At 69.7% G+C, this 20,878-nt stretch carries 18 protein-coding genes, 1 tRNA gene and 1 pseudogene; 8 read left to right on the forward strand and 12 right to left on the reverse strand.

Annotation, left to right across the window (positions count from 1 at the left end; translation table 11 throughout):
• Positions 1-10 precede the first annotated feature (10 nt).
• Together AU196_RS16385 and AU196_RS16390 are read left to right on the forward strand one after the other, a co-directional pair.
• On the forward strand, positions 11-964 hold the full coding sequence (locus AU196_RS16385) for an ATP-binding cassette domain-containing protein (RefSeq protein ID WP_059096146.1): 954 nt from the start codon (positions 11-13) through the stop codon (positions 962-964).
• Positions 961-1,809 (forward strand): ABC transporter permease, encoded by an 849-nt coding sequence (locus AU196_RS16390; protein ID WP_059096147.1) that lies wholly within the window; start codon positions 961-963, stop codon positions 1,807-1,809. Before AU196_RS16385 ends, AU196_RS16390 begins: the two co-directional genes overlap by 4 nt.
• A gap of 36 nt (positions 1,810-1,845) precedes the next feature.
• Here AU196_RS16390 and AU196_RS16395 read toward each other — a convergent pair whose 3' ends face one another.
• From AU196_RS16395 to AU196_RS16435, 9 genes and pseudogenes are all read right to left on the reverse strand, one after another.
• Positions 1,846-2,370, reverse strand: a complete 525-nt coding sequence (locus AU196_RS16395) for a DUF488 domain-containing protein (RefSeq protein WP_059096162.1) — start codon at positions 2,368-2,370, stop codon at positions 1,846-1,848.
• 88 nt (positions 2,371-2,458) lie between these two features.
• Complete coding sequence (gene pth / locus AU196_RS16400) at positions 2,459-3,037, reverse strand: aminoacyl-tRNA hydrolase (protein WP_059096148.1); 579 nt, start codon at positions 3,035-3,037, stop codon at positions 2,459-2,461.
• Positions 3,038-3,043: 6 nt separating this feature from the next.
• Positions 3,044-3,730, reverse strand: a pseudogene (locus AU196_RS16405) (50S ribosomal protein L25/general stress protein Ctc).
• A gap of 159 nt (positions 3,731-3,889) precedes the next feature.
• The gene (locus AU196_RS16410; protein ID WP_059096149.1) at positions 3,890-4,759 is read right to left on the reverse strand and encodes an oxidoreductase; all 870 of its coding nucleotides are present in this window, start codon (positions 4,757-4,759) and stop codon (positions 3,890-3,892) included.
• Positions 4,760-4,777: 18 nt separating this feature from the next.
• The gene (locus tag AU196_RS16415) at positions 4,778-5,437 is read right to left on the reverse strand and encodes an LpqN/LpqT family lipoprotein (protein WP_059096150.1); all 660 of its coding nucleotides are present in this window, start codon (positions 5,435-5,437) and stop codon (positions 4,778-4,780) included.
• A complete protein-coding gene (gene arsC / locus AU196_RS16420; RefSeq protein ID WP_059096151.1) occupies positions 5,434-5,775 on the reverse strand; it encodes an arsenate reductase (glutaredoxin) in 342 nt (113 codons plus the stop codon). The genes AU196_RS16415 and arsC overlap by 4 nt, the downstream gene beginning before the upstream one ends.
• Position 5,776: 1 nt before the next feature.
• Complete coding sequence (locus AU196_RS16425) at positions 5,777-6,757, reverse strand: ribose-phosphate diphosphokinase (protein WP_059096152.1); 981 nt, start codon at positions 6,755-6,757, stop codon at positions 5,777-5,779.
• Between the two features lie 102 nt (positions 6,758-6,859).
• Positions 6,860-8,341 (reverse strand): bifunctional UDP-N-acetylglucosamine diphosphorylase/glucosamine-1-phosphate N-acetyltransferase GlmU, encoded by a 1,482-nt coding sequence (gene glmU, locus AU196_RS16430; protein WP_059096163.1) that lies wholly within the window; start codon positions 8,339-8,341, stop codon positions 6,860-6,862.
• A 4-nt stretch (positions 8,342-8,345) separates the two neighbouring features.
• Positions 8,346-8,417, reverse strand: a tRNA-Gln gene (locus AU196_RS16435).
• Between the two features lie 121 nt (positions 8,418-8,538).
• Here AU196_RS16435 and AU196_RS16440 point away from each other — a divergent pair.
• Positions 8,539-9,135, forward strand: coding sequence for a TetR/AcrR family transcriptional regulator (locus AU196_RS16440; protein WP_059096153.1), 597 nt, complete (start codon positions 8,539-8,541; stop codon positions 9,133-9,135).
• A 1-nt stretch (position 9,136) separates the two neighbouring features.
• Here AU196_RS16440 and AU196_RS16445 read toward each other — a convergent pair whose 3' ends face one another.
• Positions 9,137-10,816: a PGRS repeat-containing protein gene (locus tag AU196_RS16445; RefSeq protein WP_231737615.1), complete on the reverse strand. Its 1,680-nt coding sequence runs from the start codon at positions 10,814-10,816 to the stop codon at positions 9,137-9,139.
• A 296-nt stretch (positions 10,817-11,112) separates the two neighbouring features.
• Between AU196_RS16445 and mfd the strand changes: the two genes are divergently transcribed.
• Together mfd and AU196_RS16455 are read left to right on the forward strand one after the other, a co-directional pair.
• The gene (gene mfd, locus AU196_RS16450) at positions 11,113-14,748 is read left to right on the forward strand and encodes a transcription-repair coupling factor (protein WP_059096154.1); all 3,636 of its coding nucleotides are present in this window, start codon (positions 11,113-11,115) and stop codon (positions 14,746-14,748) included.
• Positions 14,745-15,707 carry a nucleoside triphosphate pyrophosphohydrolase gene (locus AU196_RS16455; protein WP_059096155.1) on the forward strand — a complete coding sequence of 321 codons (963 nt, stop codon included), beginning with the start codon at positions 14,745-14,747 and terminating at the stop codon, positions 15,705-15,707. Before mfd ends, AU196_RS16455 begins: the two co-directional genes overlap by 4 nt.
• Here the strand turns inward: AU196_RS16455 and AU196_RS16460 are convergent.
• Both AU196_RS16460 and AU196_RS16465 read right to left on the reverse strand, forming a co-directional pair.
• Positions 15,692-16,951, reverse strand: a complete 1,260-nt coding sequence (locus tag AU196_RS16460; protein WP_059096156.1) for a Dyp-type peroxidase — start codon at positions 16,949-16,951, stop codon at positions 15,692-15,694. The genes AU196_RS16455 and AU196_RS16460 overlap by 16 nt on opposite strands.
• Complete coding sequence (locus AU196_RS16465; RefSeq protein WP_059096157.1) at positions 16,948-17,868, reverse strand: EfeM/EfeO family lipoprotein; 921 nt, start codon at positions 17,866-17,868, stop codon at positions 16,948-16,950. Before AU196_RS16465 ends, AU196_RS16460 begins: the two co-directional genes overlap by 4 nt.
• Before the next feature lie 275 nt (positions 17,869-18,143).
• Between AU196_RS16465 and AU196_RS16470 the strand changes: the two genes are divergently transcribed.
• From AU196_RS16470 to AU196_RS16480, 3 genes are all read left to right on the forward strand, one after another.
• Positions 18,144-18,857 carry a lytic transglycosylase domain-containing protein gene (locus tag AU196_RS16470; protein WP_059096158.1) on the forward strand — a complete coding sequence of 238 codons (714 nt, stop codon included), beginning with the start codon at positions 18,144-18,146 and terminating at the stop codon, positions 18,855-18,857.
• Between the two features lie 80 nt (positions 18,858-18,937).
• Complete coding sequence (eno, locus tag AU196_RS16475) at positions 18,938-20,227, forward strand: phosphopyruvate hydratase (protein WP_059096159.1); 1,290 nt, start codon at positions 18,938-18,940, stop codon at positions 20,225-20,227.
• Positions 20,228-20,247: 20 nt separating this feature from the next.
• Positions 20,248-20,878 (forward strand): FtsB family cell division protein (locus tag AU196_RS16480; protein WP_059096160.1); only part of this gene is annotated, 631 nt, incomplete at its 3' end.

Below are 20,878 nucleotides of genomic sequence, written 5' to 3' on the forward strand. Positions count from 1 at the left end.
CCGTCGTGGCATGACACCGGCAATCGAAGCGATCGACCTGGTGAAGCGCTTCGGCGACCAGACGGCCGTCGACCACGTCAGCTTCTCGGTGCCCGCGGGTACCGTGCTCGGGTTGCTCGGCCCCAACGGTGCGGGCAAGACCACCACCGTGCGGATGATGACGACGCTCACCCGGCCCTCCGGCGGGACGGCGCGGGTCGCCGGATTCGACGTCGTGCGCGAACCCGACGAGGTGCGCCGCCACATGGGGCTGACCGGTCAGGTCGCCACCGTCGACGAACTGCTCACCGGCCGGGAGAACATCCGGATGATCGGCGGGCTCTACGGCATCCGGCGCAAGGACCTGGCCCGGATGGGCGACGAACTGCTGGAGCGGTTCTCGATCGACCACGCCGCCGACCGGGTGGTGAAGTCCTACTCCGGGGGGATGCGCCGCAGGCTGGACCTCGCGGTCAGCCTGCTCGCCGCGCCGCCGGTGCTGTTCCTCGACGAACCGACGACCGGGCTGGACCCGCGCAGCCGCAGCGAGCTGTGGGAGGTGCTGCGCGGTCTCGTCGAGGGCGGCACCACGCTGCTGCTGACCACCCAGTACCTCGAGGAGGCCGACCAATTGGCCGACGACATCGTGGTGATCGACAAGGGCCGCATCATCGCCGAGGGTTCGCCGCTGGAGCTCAAACGGCAGGCCGGTAACGCCAGCCTGGTCGTGACGGTGGCCGACGGTGACGACCTGGCCGCGGCCCAGGCGCTGCTGGCGAAGACCGGCGCCGAGGTGTTCGTCGACCGGGGCGCCCGCCGGCTGACCGCGGCCGCCGACGGGCTGGCCGACATGGTCCGGGTCGCCGGCTGGCTACGCGACAGCGACATCGACGTCGACGACATCGGGCTGTCGCGGCCCAGCCTCGACGACGTGTTCCTGTCGCTCACCGGCCACCGCACCGAAGACGAGGAGGCCACCGCATGACCGCCGTCGAACCACGCCTGCAGCACCAGGCCCGGCGCCCGCTCACCCATCGCACCAATCTCGCGCAGCAGTCGTGGATCATGGTCAAGCGCAACATGATCCACACCAAGCGGATGCCGGAGATGTTGAGCGACGTGACCGCGCAGCCGATCATGTTCGTGCTGCTGTTCGCGTTCGTCTTCGGGGCGTCGATCACCAACACCGGCGGGGCGTCCTACCGCGAGTTCCTGCTGCCGGGGATCCAGGCGCAGACCATCGTGTTCTCCGCGTTCGTCGTGGCCTCCGGCATCACCGCCGACGTCGAGAAGGGCATCATCGACCGGTTCCGGTCACTGCCGATCTCGCGGTCCTCGGTGCTCATCGGGCGCAGTATCGCCAGCGTGATCCATTCGTCACTGGGGGTGGTCGTGATGGCGTTGACCGGTCTGGCGATCGGGTGGCGGATCCGGGGCAGTGTGGGCGAGACGGTGCTGGCGTTCGCGCTGCTGCTGTTGTTCGGGTTCGGGATGATCTGGTTCGGCATTCTGATCGGCTCGCTGATGCGCACGGTCGAGGCGGTCAACGGCGTCATGTTCACCGCGCTGTTCCCGATCACGTTCCTGGCCAACACGTTTGTGCCGACCGAGCCCATGCCGCACTGGCTCCGCGTGATCGCCGAATGGAATCCGGTGTCGTCGCTGGCGCAGGCCATGCGGGAACTGTGGGGCAACGGCGGCCCGGCCGCGCCGGATGCGCAGTTGCCGCTGCATCATCCGGTGCTGGCGACGGTGCTGTGGTCGCTGGCGCTGACGGCGGTGTTCGCGCCGTTCGCGCTGCGGGCCTACGCCAAGCGCACCGGAGGCTGAGCCCGCCGCTCGACCCCGAGTGTGCAATCGCGGCGTCTACCCGTCCCACACGACGTGGCCGTCGTCCCGCACGCGTGCGCCCGCCGCCACCGGATGCGGCGTCACCCTGCCGTCGTGCATGAGATGGCCGACCGCGGCGTCGAAGCGCAGCACCGCGACATCGGCCACCAGTCGGCGGTGGCAGCGCCACCACACGCTCTCGCTGCACATGACCGCGACTGTGCGGGAGGCGCTTTCGTCGAGTACCTCGCGCAGTGCCGCGTCGAACTCGGCGGTCCTGGTGTGCGTGGCGTAGGCGGCGAACTGGTCGACCTGCCACCACGGATCCAAGCGCGGGGCGTCGGCCGCAAGGCGCCGCCGCCCGCCCAGGCGTTCCTCCCACCGGTAGACGATCCCCGCGTCGGGCAACCAGGACCCCATCGCATCGCGGGACATGTCGGGGTGGGTGCGGCTGCCGGGGAAGCGGCGGATGTCGACGAGCGTCTGCACCCCGGCGCCGCGCAGCAGGTCGGTCAACTCCACGCCGGTGAGCCGACCGTGCCCGGCCGTCAGCAGCGTCATGGTCCCCATCCTTCGCGAGCAGACAGAGAATCGCCCGAATCCGCGAGGAATAGGGCGATTCTCCGTCTGCTCGCGGGGACGGGCCGGGTCATGCCCAGGCGTGCACGAGATTCTGCGCCGGCTCCAGCCCCTGCGCGATCAGCAGTTCGGTCGCGTCGGCGGCCTGTTCGCAGATCGTCGGCACCTCGGCCCGTTCGGGCGCGGTGAACGGTTCGAGCACGTACGTCGCCGGGTCTTTGCGGCCGGGCGGGCGGCCGACTCCCACGCGGACGCGCTGAAAATCCTTCGTGCCCAACGCCGCCGCCACCGACTTCAGGCCGTTGTGGCCCGCGACGCCGCCGCCGAACTTCAGCCGGATGCGGCCGAAGTCGATGTCGAGTTCGTCGTGGATGACGATGACGTCGGCGGGCGCCACCGAATAGAACTTCGCGAGGGGGCCGACGTTGCGGCCCGACTCGTTCATGTACGTGCGTGGCTTGGCCAGCACGACGGCCCTGCCCGCCAGGCGGCCGGTCGCGATGTCGGCGCCGGATTTCCGGTGCACCTTGTATCCCGATCCGATCCGCCCGGCCAGCAGATCCGCGACGACGAAGCCGACGTTGTGGCGGGTCTTGGCGTAGTTGGGCCCGGGGTTTCCCAGGCCCACCACCAGCAACGGGTCGGCCATGTCGTCTTACTCGGCCGATTCCTCGGCGGACTCGGCAGCCTCGCCCTCGGCAGCCTCGGCCTCGGCCTCGGCGACCTCCGCGGACTGCTCCTCGAGCGACGCGCCGCCGCCCTCGGCCTCGAGCTCCTAGGCGGTCGGCGCGCTGACGACGTTGACGACCAGGGTCTCCCGATCGGAGATCAGGGTGACGCCCGACGGCAGCTCCACCTGGCCAGCGGTGATCTGGGTGCCCTCCTCGGCGCCCTCGACCGACACGGTCAGCTGCTCGGGGATCGACAGGGCCTCGGCCTCGACCTCGATGGCGTTGGCCTCCTGGGTGACCAGCGCACCCGGGGTGGCCTCGCCCTCGACGACGACGGTGACCTCGACGGTGACCTTCTCACCGCGGCGCACGACCAGCAGGTCGGCGTGCTGGATGTTGCGGCGGATCGGGTGGATCTCGAGCGACTTGGTCAGCGCGAGCTGCTCGGTGCCGTCGATGTCGAGGGTCAGCACGGCGTTGGTGCCGGAGTGGCGCAGCACCGCGGCGAAGTCGCGGGCGTTGACCTCGAGGTGCTGCGGATCGGTGCCGTGGCCGTAGAGGACCGCGGGCACCTTGCCCTCGCGGCGGGCGCGACGGGAGGCGCCCTTACCGGTTTCGGTGCGGACGGCGGCGGTCAGCTTGTTCGGGGTGGAGGCCGCGTTCTTGGCCATGTTCTGTGCTCCTGTATGCCGGTGGTGGACACGGCAGGGGGAGGACAACAGCGTGAACAGTGTGTTCCCGTCGATAACGGTGGCCGGGCCACCCTCGCCGTGATGCGGCGTCGAGGTTACCGCAACCGGGTGGTGCATCAAAATTTCTGAGCGGGAAATTCAGAGCGGGAACGTGGTGCCGGTGAGCTGCTCGGACAGCGTCCACAGCGCGGCGGCCGTCTTCATGTCGCGGGCCAACGGGGTACGCCACACCGGGCCGGTCGGACCGCGCATCGCGAACCTCGGGCCGACGAACGTGTCCCCGGGCAGGTCCCGGGCGACCGCGTACAGCGTCTGACGGGCACCGAAGTCGGCGTCGGTCGCGAAGTACTTACCTCCGACGGCCATCACCGTGTCACCCAGTCTGCGACCGGACTGTCCCTGCAGGTTGGTGTGCGAATATCCCGGGTGGGCGGCCAGCGCCCGCACCGGTGAGCCGGCACGGCGCAGCCGGTTCTGCAGTTCGCTGGTGAACAGCAGGTTGGCCAGCTTCGACTGCCCGTAGGCCAGCCACGCGGAGTACGGCCGCGCCTTCCAGTTGAGATCGGCGAGGTTGATGCGGCCGAAGACGTGCATGAACGACGACACCGTCACCACACGGTCGGTGATCCTGGGCAGCAGCAGGTTGGTCAGCGCGAAGTGCCCGAGGTGGTTGGTGCCGATCTGGCTCTCGAACCCGTCGACGGTCCGCGCGTACGGCACCGCCATGATCCCGGCGTTGTTCACCAGCACGTCCACCCTGTCGGTGCCCGCCGCGAAGTCGCGGACAGACGCGAGGTCCTGCAGGTCGAGCTTGCGGACGGCGACGTTACCGGTCATGGTGGCCGCGGCCTCGTCGCCCTTGGCGGTGTTGCGCACCGCGAGCACGACGTCGGCGCCGACGCGCGCCAGCTCGCGGGCGGTGACCAGGCCGAGGCCGCTGTTGGCGCCGGTGACGATCACCGTGCGGCCGGAGAAGGAGGGAAGGTCGGCAGCGGTCCAGTCACTCATGGCTGCCACTGTATGCAGTTACTTTTTCGGCGCGACAGTGAACCCGGCGAGGATGGTCTCGATGTCCTTGCCGTGCTTCTCGGCCTCGTCGGCGAAGCTGGTCACCGTCAGCTGGACCAGGTAGCGCTGGTTGGCCGGCGGCGCCCCGGTTGCGATGACGATCCGGTTGTAGGTCTGCATCCGTTGGCCGTTGAGGTCGTAGGTGCCCTCGACCATCGCCGACGGCAGACCGCGCCAATTGTCCTGTGAGGCGTTGAGTTCCTTGAAGTTCTCCGACAGCCGGGCGTCGTCGTCGCCGTGTTTGATCGCCTCGGCGGGGTCGAACTGACCGGTGAGCTCCAACACCAGCAGCATCGCGATCGGATACGTGTCGCCCTTGGCGATGACGCGGGTGCCCGGTTCGAACTGGGTGCCGGGGTACGGCTGCCAGCCGGGCGGCGTCGGGATGCTCACGGTCAGGTCGGGCAGTTTCTCCGGGGCGACCGTGCGGCCGGTGACACCGGCTCCCTCCAGGTACTGCGCGATCGGAACCGGGGTCTCGGTGGGGGACTCCGACGGCGGGGGAGCACTGCTCGTGGTGCTCCAGAGCGCTTGGTAGTCAGGGGTTTCCGCGCCGCACGCGGTGGTGGCGAGGACCAGCAGCGCGGCTGCGGCCGCCGCGACGCGGCGAGGCGTCACAGGACCTCGCGCACCGCGTCGATCGGGCGGGCCAACCGGGTGCCCTTGTCCGTCACGACGAACGGCCGCTCGATGAGGATCGGGTGTTCGGCGAGCGCGTCGAGCAGCTCGTCGTCGGTCGCGTCGGCCAGATTCAGCTCCGCGTAGAGCGATTCACGTTTGCGGACCGCGGTGCGCACGTCGATGCCCGCGGCCTCGATCATCGCGGCGATCTGCTCCCGCGACGGCGGGGTCTTCAGGTACTGCACCACCTCGGGCTCGATCCCGCTCTCGCGCAACAAATCCAGTGTTTTGCGCGACGTCGAACACTTGGGGTTGTGGTAGATCCGTGCGTCCACGCTAGGCGGACCCGTCGAAAAGGCTTGTCACCGAACCGTTGTCGAACACCGCGCGGATGGTGTTGGCCAGCAGCGGAGCGATCGACAGCACGGTCAGCTGCGGGAACTGCTTGTCCTCGCCGATCGGCAGGGTGTTGGTGACGATGACCTCGCGGGCGCCGCATTCGGCGAGGCGTTCGCGCGCCGGATCCGACAGCACACCGTGGGTCGCGGCGATGATCACATCGTCCGCACCGTTCTGCTTGAGCAGCTTGACCGCTCCGGCGATGGTGCCGCCGGTGTCGATCATGTCGTCGGTGAGGACGCAGGTCTTGCCGCGCACGTCGCCGACCACGCGGTTGGACACCACCTGGTTCGGCACCAGCGGATCGCGGGTCTTGTGGATGAAGGCCAGCGGCGTGCCGCCCAGCGAGTCGGCCCACTTCTCGGCGACGCGGACGCGACCGGAGTCTGGGGAGACCACGACCATGTTCTCGCTCGGATAGTGCTCGGCGATGTAGCCGGTCAGCAGTTTCTGCGCCCGCATGTGGTCGACCGGACCGTCGAAGAAGCCCTGGATCTGGTCGGTGTGCAGGTCGACGGTGAGGATCCGGTTGGCGCCCGCGGTCTTGAGCAGGTCCGCGACCAGTCGGGCCGAGATCGGCTCGCGGCCCCGGTGCTTCTTGTCCTGCCGCGCGTACGGGTAGAACGGCAGGATCGCGGTGATCCGTTTGGCGCTGCCGCGCTTGAGCGCGTCGATCATGATGAGCTGTTCCATCAGGTGCTGGTTCAGCGGTGCCGGATGGGACTGCAGGACGAACGCATCGCAGCCGCGTACGGATTCGTCGAAGCGGACGAAGATCTCACCATTGGCGAAGTCGCGCGCGGTCTGCGCGGTCACCGGGGTGTCGAGCTCCTTGGCGACCTGTTCAGCCAGTTCCGGGTGCGCGCGGCCCGAGAAGAGCATCAGGTTCTTGCGGTTGTCGGTCCACTCGGTGCCCACTTGTGCGCCCTCGCCGGTCGGGGATCGTGTCGGCCCAATCGTACGTAGCGAATCTGGGTGCTCGTGCCCGGGTTGCCGGATCGCGAACAGAAGTGGTCGAGGTCACGACCCCTGGGAGTCGTCGGGGTGGCCGGGATCCCGCCCCGCTGCCTCGGCCCGTGCGCGCTCGGCCGCGCGTGCCGCGGCGGACCCGGGGCGTTTGCGCGCCACCCAGCCCTCGATGTTGCGTTGCGACCCCGACGAGACGGCCAGCGCGCCCGGCGGCACGTCCCGGCGGATCACCGTGCCCGCGCCGGTGTAGGCGCCGTCTCCGACGGTGACGGGCGCGACGAACATGGTGTCCGATCCGGTCCGCACGTGCGAGCCGATCGTCGTGCGGTTCTTGGTCTCGCCGTCGTAGTTGACGAACACACTCGACGCGCCGATGTTGCTGTGCTCGCCGATGTCGGCGTCGCCGACATAGGTGAGGTGGGGGACTTTGGTGCCCGCGCCCACCGTCGCGTTCTTGGTCTCGACGAACGCGCCGAGCTTGCCGTCGGCGCCCAGGACGGTGCCGGGCCGCAGATAGGTGAACGGACCCACGGTGGCGCCGTCGCCGATCACGGACTCCGAGCCGTGGGTGCGGACCACCGACGCCCCGTCGCCGACGGTGACGTCGGCGAGTGTGGTGTCGGGTCCGACCTCGCAGCGCCCGCCGACCCGGGTGCGGCCCAGTAGCTGGGTCCCGGGCCGGACGACGGTGTCGCGGCCGATGGTGACGTCGACGTCGATCCAGGTGGAGCCCGGATCGGTCACGGTGACACCGGCCCGCTGGTGGGCGGTGACGATACGACGGTTGAGTTCGGCGCCCAGCGCTGCCAGTTGGACGCGGTCGTTGACGCCGGCGACCAGGGCGCTGTCGTCGACATGCGTGGCCCGCACGCTCAGGCCGTCCTGACGGAAGATCGCAATGACGTCGGTGAGGTACAGCTCGTGCTGGGCGTTGTCCGACCCGAGCCGGCGCAACGCCGACCGCAGCGCGGTGATGTCGAACGCGTACACGCCGGCGTTGACCTCGCGGATGGCCTGCTGCGACGGGTTGGCGTCGGCCTGTTCGACGATGCGGGTGACCTCGTTGTCCTGCGTCCGCAGGATGCGCCCGTATCCGGTCGGGTCGTCGACCGTCGTGGTGAGCACGGTGGCCGCGGCCGATCCGTGGGTGGCCAGCAGGTCGGCGACGGTGCCGGCGTCGAGCAGCGGCACGTCGCCCGCGGTCACGACGACGGTCCCGGTGAAGTCCTCGGGCAGCGCCGAGAGGCCGCATTCAGCGGCGTGGCCGGTGCCGAGCTGCTGGTCCTGGATCGCGATGTCGACGGGGCGGCCGAGTTCGGCGGCCAGCGCGTCGACGGCGGGGGCGATGCGCTCGCGGTCGTGGCCGAGCACCACCACGAGGTGCTGCGGCGCGACCTCGGCCACGGTGTGCAGGGCGTGGGCGAGCATGCTGCGGCCGCCCAGTGTGTGCAGCACCTTCGGGATGTCGGAGCGCATCCGCGTTCCGGCGCCGGCGGCCAGCACGAGAATCGCGGTATCGGTCGATGTGGTCATGTTGCTCCGTCGCCAGGACTCGAACCTGAACTATCTGAACCAAAATCAGAGGTGCTGCCGATTACACCACGACGGATCGATCACCTCGAGACTGTAGTCGAAGCCGATACCGCCGACGGGCAGGAGCGAAGCGACCGGGGGATTACCCTGCGAATATGGCAGCGCCCGACAAAGAAGTGCGTCCACCCCGCGCCAGGATGACCGGCAGCGAGCGGCGGCAGCAGCTCGTCGAGATCGCGAAGTCGCTGTTCGCCCAGCGCGGGTACGAGGGCACCTCGATCGAGGAGATCGCACAGCGGGCGAATGTGTCCAAACCCGTGGTCTACGAGCACTTCGGCGGTAAGGAGGGTCTCTACGCGGTGGTCGTCGACCGCGAGATGTCGGCGTTGCTCGACGGCATCACCTCCTCGCTGACCAACAACCGCTCGCGGGTGCGGGTGGAGCGGGTGGCGCTGGCGCTGCTGACCTACGTCGAGGAGCGCACCGACGGCTTCCGCATCCTGATCCGCGATTCGCCCGCGGCAATCACCTCCGGCACGTATTCGACATTGCTCAACGACGCGGTCAACCAGGTCAGCTCGATCCTCGCCGGCGACTTCTCCCGCCGCGGCCTCGACCCCGAACTCGCTCCGCTCTACGCGCAGGCCCTGGTGGGGTCGGTGTCGATGACCGCGCAGTGGTGGCTCGACACCCGGGTGCCCAAGAAAGAGGTCGTCGCAGCGCATCTGGTGAACCTGATGTGGAACGGGTTGACCCACCTCGAGGCCGACCCCCGGCTGCAGGACGAGGAGTAGGTCAGTCGTCGGTGCCGCCGCTGCCGTTGGTGCCGTCGTGTCCTGACCGCGAGCGGGCCTCGCCGCCTGCGCCGCCGGTGCTGCCGCCGTCACCGCCGTCGCCGGCTCTGATGCCGCCGTCGCCGCCGCGACCACCGGAGCCCGACCAGCCGGTGCCGTCGCCGCCGTCGCCGCCGTCGCCGAATCCCCTGGCGTCGCCACCGTCGCCGCCGCCGCCGATGCCGTCGTCGTCGCCCCCGACACCGTCACCGCCACGGCCGCCGTTGCCGCGGATGCCGCCGCCCGCGCCCCCGTCGCCGCCGATGCCGGCGAAGGTGCCCGCGCCCTGGCCGCCGTCTCCGCCGTCGCCGATACGCCCGCCGTCGCCGCCGTCGCCGCCGACCGCGACGCCGTCGTCGGAATCGGCGACGATCTCGGCGTCACCGCCTGCGCCGCCGTTGCCGATGCCGTGGGCGTGTCCGCCCCAGCCGGCGACCGCGGTGGAGATGGCGTAGGCGTCACCGCCGCGGCCACCGTTGCCGGCGAGTCGTCCGCCGTTGCCGCCGTCACCGCCGTAGGCGACGTCGTCGTACTGTCCGCCGCGGCCCCCCTGGCCGCCGTTCCCGATCAGCCCGGCGGCGCCACCGTCGCCTCCGACGCCGTGATTGCCGATCGCGATGCCGCCCTGGCCGCCGCTCCCGACGAGCCGGCCGCCCCGGCCGCCCGTTCCGCCGGTCCCGTACTCGTAGCCCGAGAAGCCACCCACGCCACCGTTGCCGAACCACCCGGCGTCGCCGCCGTGGCCGGCGTCGACGAACTCTGGGCCGGCGATGCCGCCGTTGCCGCCGTTACCGAACAGGAGGCCGCCGCGACCTCCGTCACCCGCTGCGGCGGTGGCGGTCGCTCTACCGCCATGGCCGCCGTTGCCGATCAACCCGGCAGCGCCGCCGACGCCGCCGTTGGCACCGTCGCCGCCGTTGCCCCACAGCAGTCCGCCGCGACCACCGTTGCAGGCCGTGCCGGTGCAGTCCCTGGCGGCGTCGACCCCGTCGCCGAACAGACCGAACAAGGGGCCGCCGGGGCTCGGCATTGCGGCGAGTGCCGGACGCCCGAACGGGCCGGTGTTGGGTGGCGTGGAGCACACGACAGTGCCGTTGCGGCAGAACACATGCCGGTCACCCCTGAGGTGGTACGTGCCGCCGTGCACATTCCGGTAGTCGACGCTGTTCTCATATCCCAGGATCGACAGGACGAAATTGGAGCCCTCTGCGTTGACGTGGTTCGCGCGCCCGAGGTCGATCAGGACGGAGATGCCGTCTCCTTCGACCGTGGCGCGGCTGTGCGAGCTGTTGACCGTGGCGCGGCTGCCGGCTCCCGTCACGTAGGCCAGGCTGCGCTCCTCGGTCACCAGGGCGGTGGCGCCGTCACCGGTGGCTTCGGCGACCGACCGATCAGCGCGCACTTCCGCCCTGGCGTTCGCCCCCTTGGCCGTCGCCCAGTTGTTGGACGACCAATCGTTCTCTCCCCCGCCGACCGAGCTGGCGGTCGCGGTGCCCTGCTGGTGTTTGAGTTCACCGTTGATCGAGATGGCGAGGTGGCCGGGTGTGGGAGCGGTGGCCGCGTGCGCCGCGAACGAAGGGGTGAAGCCGACCCCGAGGGCGGCTGCGAGTACTGCGATTCGACCGACAGGCGTACGCGCCATCGTGACCTTTCGACTGCCCCGCACACGGTGACGGGTCGGTGATTGCCCCAGAGAAATCGTCGTTGTTGCTCGGTGTCGAGTTCACTGCTCGAAGCCGTGAGACGGCTCACCGGTTGGCGATGTCATCCCCGTCGGTTAACCCCTGTTCGACAACGTATCTCGCAAGCTAGAGCGAATTGTTTTCGCTGTCAATAAAGTTGCGTCAGCGTAACCGCGAATGTGCTCGGCAACGTGGTGAAGGTGGCTCTCGCCGGCCGTTTCGCGGCCGACGCGCCGACACCTAGAATGGGCTCATCATGACCGTATCGGGGCTTCAGCATGTCCAGACCCCGATTGCGGGGCTCGTCGAGTCGGCCCTGCGCGATCCGTGCCTGGCCGATCTCACCCGCCGCGCCCTCGACAAACCCGACGACCTCGCGATGGTCGGGCCGTCGAGCGCGCGGCTCCTCGTCACCGCCGCCCTGGCACAGGCCGGTCCGCTGCTGGTCGTCACCGCCACCGGCCGCGAGGCCGACGATCTGACCACCGAACTCAAAGGTGTGATTGGTGAGTCCGCGGCGCTGTTCCCGTCCTGGGAGACGCTGCCGCACGAGCGGCTCTCACCCGGTGTCGACACCGTCGGCGCGCGGATGATGCTGCTGCGCCGGCTGGCGCATCCCGACGACGCCCGCCTCGGCCCGCCGCTGCGGGTCGTGGTCACCGCGGCCCGCTCGCTGGTGCAGCCGATGGCCCCGGGTCTCGCGCAGGTCGAACCGGTCACGCTCGCCGTGGGCGCCGAGCTGGAATTCGAGGACGTCATCGCACGGCTGGTCGGCCTGGCCTACACCCGGTGCGACATGGTGGCCAAGCGCGGCGAGTTCGCCGTGCGAGGAGGCATCCTCGACGTCTTCCCACCCACCGCCGAACATCCGGTGCGCGTCGAGTTCTGGGGGGACGAGGTCTCCGAGATGCGGATGTTCGCGGTCGCCGATCAGCGGTCCATTCCGGAGATCGAGGTCGACACCGTCGTCGCGGTGCCGTGCCGCGAACTGCTGATGACCGAGGACGTCCGCAAGCGGGCCGCCGCCCTGGCCGCCGACCACCCCACCGGGGAGAACACCGTGCCGGGCAGCGTGCCGGACATGCTGGCCAAACTCGCCGAGGGCATCCCCGTCGACGGGATGGAGGCGCTGCTGCCCCTGCTCCGGCCCACCGAGTTGGCGATGCTGTCGGACCACCTGCCGGATTCGGCGCCCATCCTGGTGTGCGATCCGGAGAAGGTGCGCACCCGCGCCGCCGACCTGATCAAGACCGGGCGCGAATTCCTCGAGGCCTCGTGGTCGACTGCCGCCGTCGGCGGTGACGCGCCGATCGATCTGGAGGCGATGGGCGCGTCGGGTTTCCTCGGCTTCGAGGAGGTGCGCACCGGCGCGCGCGCAGGCGGACACCCGTGGTGGACGTTGAGCCAGCTGTCCACCGAGTCGGCGATCGAACTCGACATCCGGTCGGCGCCGTCGGCGCGCGGGCAGCAATCGTCGGTCGAGGAGATCTTCGCGATGCTGCGCGCCCACGTGGCGACCGGCGGATACGCCGCGGTCGTGACACCTGGCGCGGGCACCGCGCAGCGGGTCGTCGAGCAGCTCGGCGAAACCGACACGCCCGCAACGATGCTCGAGCCCGGCGCCGAGCCGAAGGCCGGTGTCGTCGGGGTGCTCAAGGGGCCGCTGCACGACGGCGTCGTGCTGCCCGGCGCCTCGCTGGTGATCATCACCGAGGCGGATCTGACCGGCAGCCGCGTCGCCGCCACCGAGGGCAAACGGCTGGCCGCCAAACGCCGCAACGTCGTCGACCCGCTGGCGCTGACCGCGGGCGATCTGGTCGTGCACGATCAGCACGGCATCGGCCGGTTCGTGGAGATGACCGAACGCGTCGTCGGCGGTGCGCGCCGCGAGTACCTGGTGCTGGAGTACGCCTCCTCCAAGCGGGGCGGTGGAAGCGACCGGCTGTACGTGCCGATGGATTCGCTCGACCAGCTGTCGCGCTACGTCGGTGGCGAGGCGCCGTCGCTGTCGAAACTCGGCGGCAGCGACTGGGCCAATACCAAGACCAAGGCCCGGCGGGCCGTCCGGGAGATCGCCAGCGAGCTGGTGGCGCTCTACGCCAAGCGGCAGGCCGCGCCCGGCCATTCGTTCAGCCCGGACACCCCCTGGCAGAACGAGATGGAGGATGCGTTCGGGTTCACCGAGACCGTCGACCAGCTCACCGCCATCCAGGAGGTCAAGGCCGACATGGAGAAGCCGGTCCCGATGGACCGGGTGATCTGCGGCGACGTCGGCTACGGCAAGACCGAGATCGCGGTGCGCGCGGCGTTCAAGGCGGTACAGGACGGGAAGCAGGTCGCGGTCCTCGTGCCGACGACCCTGCTCGCCGATCAGCACCTGCAGACCTTCACCGCCCGGATGGCCGGCTTCCCGGTCACTGTGAAGGGCTTGTCGCGGTTCACCGACCCCGCCGAGTCGCGGGCGACGCTCGAAGGCATGAAGGACGGGTCGGTCGACGTGGTGATCGGCACCCACCGCCTGCTGCAGACCGGGGTGCTGTGGAAGGACCTCGGGCTGATCATCGTCGACGAGGAACAGCGGTTCGGTGTGGAGCACAAGGAGCACATCAAGTCGATGCGCACCCACGTCGACGTGCTGACCATGAGCGCGACGCCGATCCCGCGCACGCTGGAGATGAGCCTGGCCGGCATCCGCGAGATGTCGACGATCCTCACGCCGCCCGAGGAGCGCTACCCGGTGCTGACCTACGTCGGCCCGCACGACGACAAGCAGATCGCCGCAGCGCTGCGCCGCGAACTGCTGCGCGACGGGCAGGCGTTCTACATCCACAACCGGGTGCGCACCATCGATCAGGCCGCCGCGAAGATCGCCGCTCTGGTGCCCGAGGCCCGGGTGGTGGTCGCGCACGGGCAGATGCCCGAGGAGATGCTGGAGAAGACCGTCGAGGGGTTCTGGAACCGCGAGTACGACATCCTCGTCTGCACGACGATCGTCGAGACCGGCCTGGACATCTCCAACGCCAACACGCTGATCGTCGAGCGCGCCGACACCTTCGGGCTGTCCCAGCTGCACCAGTTGCGGGGCCGGGTCGGGCGTTCGCGGGAGCGCGGATACGCCTACTTCCTCTATCCGCCCGAGCAGCCGCTGACCGAGACGGCCTACGACCGGTTGGCCACGATCGCGCAGAACAACGAACTCGGTGCGGGTATGGCCGTTGCGATGAAGGACCTCGAGATCCGGGGCGCCGGCAACGTGCTCGGCGCCGAACAGTCCGGCCACGTGGCGGGGGTGGGCTTCGACCTCTACGTGCGGCTGGTCGGTGAGGCCGTAGAAGCATATCGAGCGGCAGCCGACGGCAAAACCGTTGCCACACCGCAGGAATCGAAGGACGTGCGGATCGACCTGCCGGTCGACGCGAACCTGCCGCCGGACTACATCGGCAGCGACCGGCTGCGGTTGGAGGCCTACCGCAGGCTGGCCGCCGCACCCGACGACGCCGGGATCGACGCCGTCATCGACGAACTCGTCGACCGTTACGGGCCGCTGCCGGAGCCCGCGCAGCGACTGGTCGGGGTGGCTCGGCTGCGGCTGCTGTGCCGCGCCTACGGCATCACCGACGTCAGTTCGGTGTCGGCGTCGACGGTCAAGCTCTCGCCGATGGAGCTGCCGGACTCCGCGCAGTTGCGGCTCAAGCGGATGTACCCGGGTGGCGGTTACCGGGCGACGACGCAGACGGTGACCGTGCCGATCCCGCGCACCACCGACAGCGTCGGGTCGCCGCGGATCCGGGATGCCGAACTGGTCGCGATGGTCGCCGGTTTGATTCTGGCCCTCAACGGAAAACCGCAGGCTGACATCGATATGGCGAAGTTCGGGGGGTCACGGACATGACGGTCGTCCTGGTCGATCCCCGCCGCCCCACCCTCGTCCCGGTCGACGCGATCACCCTGCTCGCCGGCGACGTGCAGTACACCGAGGAGATGCCGATCAAGGTGCCGTGGTCGCTGCCCGCGGCCCGCCCCTGGTTCTCCGACGCGCCGGACGAGGAAGCCGCCCCGGTGCTGCTGTCGTCGGATCCGGACCATCCCGCGGTGAGAGCTCGCCTCGCGGCGGGCGATCGGTTGATCTCCGCGCCCGATCCGCAGCCCGGCGAACGCCTCGTCGACGCCGTCGCGATGATGGACAAGCTGCGCACGTCCGGGCCGTGGGAGAGCGAGCAGACCCACGATTCGCTGCGCCGGTACCTGCTCGAGGAGACCTACGAACTCTTCGACGCGGTGCGCAGCGGCGACGCCGAGGAACTGCGCGGCGAACTCGGCGATGTGCTGCTGCAGGTGTTGTTCCACGCCCGGATCGCCGAGGACGCGTCCCAGCACGCGTTCACCATCGACGACGTGGCCGATTCCCTGGTGCGCAAACTCGGCAACCGGGTACCGGCTGTGCTTGCGGGAGAATCGGTTTCGCTCGACGAGCAGCTCGCTCAGTGGGAGGAGCGCAAGGCGGCCGAGAAGACGCGCGAGTCCTGTATGGACGACGTGCCGACCGCCCAGCCGGCGCTGGCGCTGGCACAGAAGGTGTTGGCCCGGGTCGCCACGGCGGGTCTGCCCGCCGACCTGATCCCCGAGGCGCTGACGACGGTGCGGGTGTCGGCGGACCACGACGCCGAGAACGCCCTGCGCGCAGACATTCTCGAGTTCATGGACACCGTGCGCCGCGTCGAGCGCGCGGTCGCGGCGGCCCGCCGCGGCGAGGACGTCCCCGACGAACTCGACAGTGTGCCGCCCACCCGGATCGCCGAAGAGGAGTGGCGGGCGCACTGGCCGTCGGGCGTGACTCAGCCGACCAGCTGATCCCCGAGGAAGCGATCCTCACCCGTGACGCCCGGCAGCATGAAGAAGAATCCGCCGCCGACGGGCAGGATGTACTCCTCGAGCGGTTCGCCCTTGAGTCGGCGCGCAACGGTCAGGAAGCCTCTCTCGAGGCTGCGCTGGTATGACACGAACGCCAGACCCTGGTCGAGGCGGCCGGCGCCGTCGAAGCCCCGCGAGTACGAAAAACCGCGGCGCAGAATGAGATTCTGCTCGGTCTCGGCCGTGCGGGGGTTCGCCAACCGGATGTGCGCGTCGAGTTTGATGCGGGTGCCGTCCGGGTCCTCCGCGTAGTTGGGATCGGCGAACTCGTCGGTCATTCCGATCGGTGCGCCGCTGACCTTGCGCCGGCCGAAGATCGCCTCCTGCTCGGCGAGCTGGGTCCGATCCCAGAACTCGACGAACATGCGGATGATGCGCACGGCCTGATAGGAGCCGCCGACCGCCCATTCGGGTTCCCCGTCGTCGGGTCCCACCCACACGTGACGGTCCATCACCGCATCGTCCTCGGCATCGAGGTTCGACGTTCCGTCCTTGAAGCCCAACAGGTTGCGTGGTGTGGCGGCCTCCGACGCCGGGCCGGCGCCGATCCCGCGCGCGTAGCCGTCGATCATCCAGCGCAGCACGAGATGGCTGCGCGTGCGGCGCATCAACTGGCGCAGGGCGAACTGCAGGGTGTCGTGGTGGCCGGCCTCGAGGATGATCGACACGTCGCCGTGTGAGAGCTTGGGGTCCAGCCGGTCGTTCGCCAGGAACGGCATGGTCTCGAGTTCGCGGGGCTTGCGGTCGGCCAGGCCGAAGCGGTCGTCGAACAGGGAGGCGCCGACGCCGACCACCACCGACAGGTCGTCGGCAGGCGGTTTCTCACCGAGGATGCCGGAGTCGACCGGGGGATAGGCGGGGTCGCGCACCTCGGGTGGGCGGCCGGCCATCAGCCCGCGGATCTCGTCGGTCAGTTCGGCCAGCGTCGCCTTGAGCCCGGCCCGGTCCTTCGAGAGCACGTTGAAGGAGGCGATCAACCCCTGTTCGGGAATCGGCACCGCCGTGATGCCGGTCTGGTGCGGGCCGTCGAACGGCACGAAACGCGGGGCGTACACCGGTGCTGCCGGCGGCGCGTCCGAACATCCCGCCAGCGCGGCACCGACGCCGACTGCGGCGCCGGTGCCCAGGGCGCCGGTGAAAAATGATCGGCGCGATAAACCGGTACGCCGCGAACCTCCGGTCACGTCAGCTTCAACACCCCTGACACCTGGGACAGGTTCTCCGACAGCCCCGCCAGCTGCGCCTTCATCGTGTCGATCGTCGCGGGATCGACGGTCACCTCGGGGCAGCGCGGCGACGGGTACGGGTCGTTCTCGGTGCAGAACAGGACGAAGCCGTCACCGCGGCGCAGCGGGCCCAGGGTCGCGAAGATCTCCGAGAAACCGGCCTCGATCTTGCCCAACAGTGCGGGGTCGGCTTTCACCAGCGCAGGCGACAGCCGGTTCAGCGCGGCCTCCGAACCCTCCAGGTTCGCCTGGAAGTCCCACAGGTCGGTCTTGGAGTAGCGGTCCTCCTCGCCGGTGATCTTGCCCTCGGACACCTCTTCGATCAGCTCGGCCGCACCGTTCGACACGTCGACCGGCGTGACGTCGACGGTCGGCAGCTGCTTCTGCAGCGTCGCGACGTCCGCGTCGAGCTGATCGGCGAACTGGGCGCCGCCCTCGGTGGTGTTCTGCGAGAACAGCAGGTATTCGAGGCGGTGCCAGCCGGTGAACGCCGGGTCGTCGACGCCGGCGAAGTCGTCGACGCGTGCGTCGACCTTGCCGTCGATCTCCTCGACCAGGCCGGCCAGCGGCTCGATGCGCTCCCACGGCAGGCGCGAGGGGGCGTAGGCGTCCTGGGCGGCCTGCAGGTTGTTGGCCCGCACCGCGTCGGTCAGCGTCTTGACGGCCCCGACGAGCTCGTCGGCCTGTGCGATTGCGTACGCCTTGTAGTCGGCGGCCGCCTTCTCCGCCTCGGGGCTGGGCGCCGCGGCGGCCGCGGAGGTGGTCGTCGCCGAGGAGGTCTCGGACTCTCCGCCACTCTCGCTGTTGCTCGAACAACCGGCCAGAACCACAGCCAGTGCCACCACCGGTACCTGCCAGGCGATTTGCCGTCCCATCGGACCTCCTTGGTCGGAGCCGAACATTACCCTGCACCCACGCTGAGAGGGTAGGCATACCTAAAGATTGCCCCCGGGGTTCGGGCCACGGCCGTACTCCGGCGGAGTCGTTACCCTGGGAGACCGGCCTGTCGACGCGTCACAGCAACCTCGCCACGGCTCGCGAATCGGCCGGTTGCGTACCGTCGCATGGGAGTATGAAGCGACGACAGTCGGTTTGAGGGAGTGCGTTGTCTGACGAGGGGAGCCTGTCGACCCGGACGAAGAGTCGCTTGATGATGGTGGCAGCCGTCGTCGTCGCGACGCTCCTGGTGCTGGCCTCGAGCTGCTCATGGCAGATGGGCATCCCCATTCCGGAGGGTGTCCCGCCGCCGGCCGGAGACCCCGTCCCCGCGGTCGACACCTATGCCGAGGGACGGCCCGCCGATGCGCTGCACGAGTGGGCTGCGGAGCGGGCGCCGAAACTCGGCATCCCGGTGACCGCGCTGGAGGCCTACGCCTACGCCGCCCGGGTCGCCGAAGTGGAGAATCCGGACTGTTCTCTGACCTGGACCACGCTCGCCGGGATCGGCATGGTCGAAAGCCACCACGGCAACTACCGCGGTGCGATGGTCGCCTCCAACGGCGAGGTCACCCCGCCGATCCGCGGGATGCGCCTGGACGGGTCGAGCGGCAACCTCGAGATCAGGGACACCGACTCCGGCCAACTCGACGGCGACGACGAGCTGGACCGCGCGATGGGGCCGATGCAGTTCATCCCCGAGACGTGGCGGCTCTACGGGGTCGACGCCAACGGTGACGGCAAGGTCGACCCCGACAACATCGACGACGCCGCACTGTCCTCGGCGGGCTACCTCTGCTACACGGGCAAGGATCTGTCGACGCCGCGCGGCTGGATGAACGCGCTGCGGGCCTACAACTACTCCGAGCAGTACGCCCGCACCGTGCGCGACTGGGCCACCGCGTACGCCGAGGGCCGCCGTCTGTAAACGGGCCTCTGGTCACGCCGCCGCCGCACGCAGCCTTTAGGCTGAGGCGACGTCCGCACAGCCCCCCGAAGGAGACGCCAGTGCCCATCATCGAGCAGGTCGGAGCCCGCGAGATCCTCGACTCCCGCGGCAACCCGACGGTCGAGGTCGAGTTGGCGCTGACCGACGGCACGTTCGCCCGCGCCGCGGTCCCCTCGGGCGCGTCGACCGGTGAGCACGAGGCCGTCGAACTCCGTGACGGTGGCGCCCGCTACCTCGGCAAGGGCGTCGACAAGGCCGTGCAGGCCGTGCTCGACGAGATCGCACCCGCGGTCATCGGGATGAGCGCCGACGATCAGCGACTCATCGACCAGGCCCTGCTCGATCTCGACGGCACCCCGGATAAGTCCCGGCTGGGCGCCAACGCGATCCTCGGGGTCTCGCTGGCCGTGTCGAAGGCCGCCGCCGAATCGGCCGGACTTCCGCTGTTCCGCTACCTCGGCGGACCGAACGCCCACATCCTGCCGGTCCCGATGATGAACATCCTCAACGGCGGTGCGCACGCGGACACGGGCGTGGACGTGCAGGAGTTCATGGTCGCCCCGATCGGTGCGCCGTCGTTCAAGGAGGCGCTGCGCTGGGGTGCCGAGGTGTACCACTCGCTCAAGTCGGTGCTCAAGAAGCAGGGCCTGTCGACCGGGCTCGGTGACGAGGGCGGTTTCGCGCCGGACGTGGCGGGCACCAAGGCCGCACTGGACCTGATCTCGTCGGCGATCGAGGCCGCCGGGTTCTCGCTCGGCACCGATGTGACGCTGGCGCTCGACGTCGCGGCCACCGAGTTCTACACCGAGGGCACGGGTTACAGCTTCGAGAAGGAGACCCGCACGGCCGAGCAGATGGCCGAGTTCTACGCCTCGCTGCTGGAGGCCTATCCGCTGGTGTCGATCGAGGATCCGCTGTCCGAGGACGACTGGGACGGCTGGGTGGCGCTGACCACGCGGATCGGCGACCGGGTGCAGCTGGTGGGCGACGATCTGTTCGTCACCAACCCCGAACGCCTCGAGGAGGGCATCGAACGTGGCGCCGCCAACGCGCTGCTGGTGAAGGTCAACCAGATCGGCACGCTCACTGAGACGCTCGACGCCGTCGCGCTGGCCCACAACAGCGGGTACCGCACGATGATGAGCCACCGCAGCGGCGAGACCGAGGACACCACGATCGCCGACCTCGCCGTCGCCGTGGGCAGCGGTCAGATCAAGACCGGCGCACCGGCCCGCAGCGAGCGCGTCGCCAAGTACAACCAGTTGCTGCGCATCGAGGAGACCCTCGGTGACGCCGCCCGTTACGCCGGCGACCTGGCCTTCCCGCGCTTCGTCCTGGAGACCAAATAGGCATGGTGCGCTGAAAGACGATGCCCGAATCGAAGCGGCCCGATCCGAAACGTCGGTCCCCGGCCTCCCGGCCGGGTAAGCCCGGCGGTGCGAACCGGGGCCGCCCGAAGGGCACGTCGACCCCCCGCCGCGAACCGCGCGCGATCGAGGCCAAACCGGCGTCCGAACACCAGGATTCCGAACCGGTCGGTCATGCGATCGTGCGCCGGGCCGAACGGCTCGCGGTCGAGCAGTCCGAGCAGCGGTTCGGTTCGGCGGCACGCCGGGCCGCGATCCTGGCGGCGGTGGTGTGTGTGTTGACCCTGACGATCGCCGGGCCGGTGCGCACGTACTTCTCGCAGCGCACAGAGATGAAGCAGCTCAAGGCCACCGAGGAGCAGTTGCGTGAGCAGATCGCCGAACTGGAGCAGCAGAAGGTGAAGCTGGCCGATCCGGTGTTCATCGCCGCGCAGGCACGGGAGCGGCTCGGTTTCGTGATGCCTGGGGACATCCCGTTCCAGGTGCAGCTGCCGCCGGGGGCGGTGCGGCCCGGCGGCGTCCCGGCCGACGAACAGCCGAACGCTCCGTCCGGTCAGCCCTGGTACACGTCGCTGTGGAAGACCATCGCCGACGACCCGCACGGACCCCCCGCTGCGCCCCCCGCCCCGGGAC

The sequence above is a fragment of the Mycobacterium sp. IS-1742 genome, from assembly GCF_001500125.1.
Taxonomy (GTDB): Bacteria; Actinomycetota; Actinomycetes; order Mycobacteriales; family Mycobacteriaceae; genus Mycobacterium.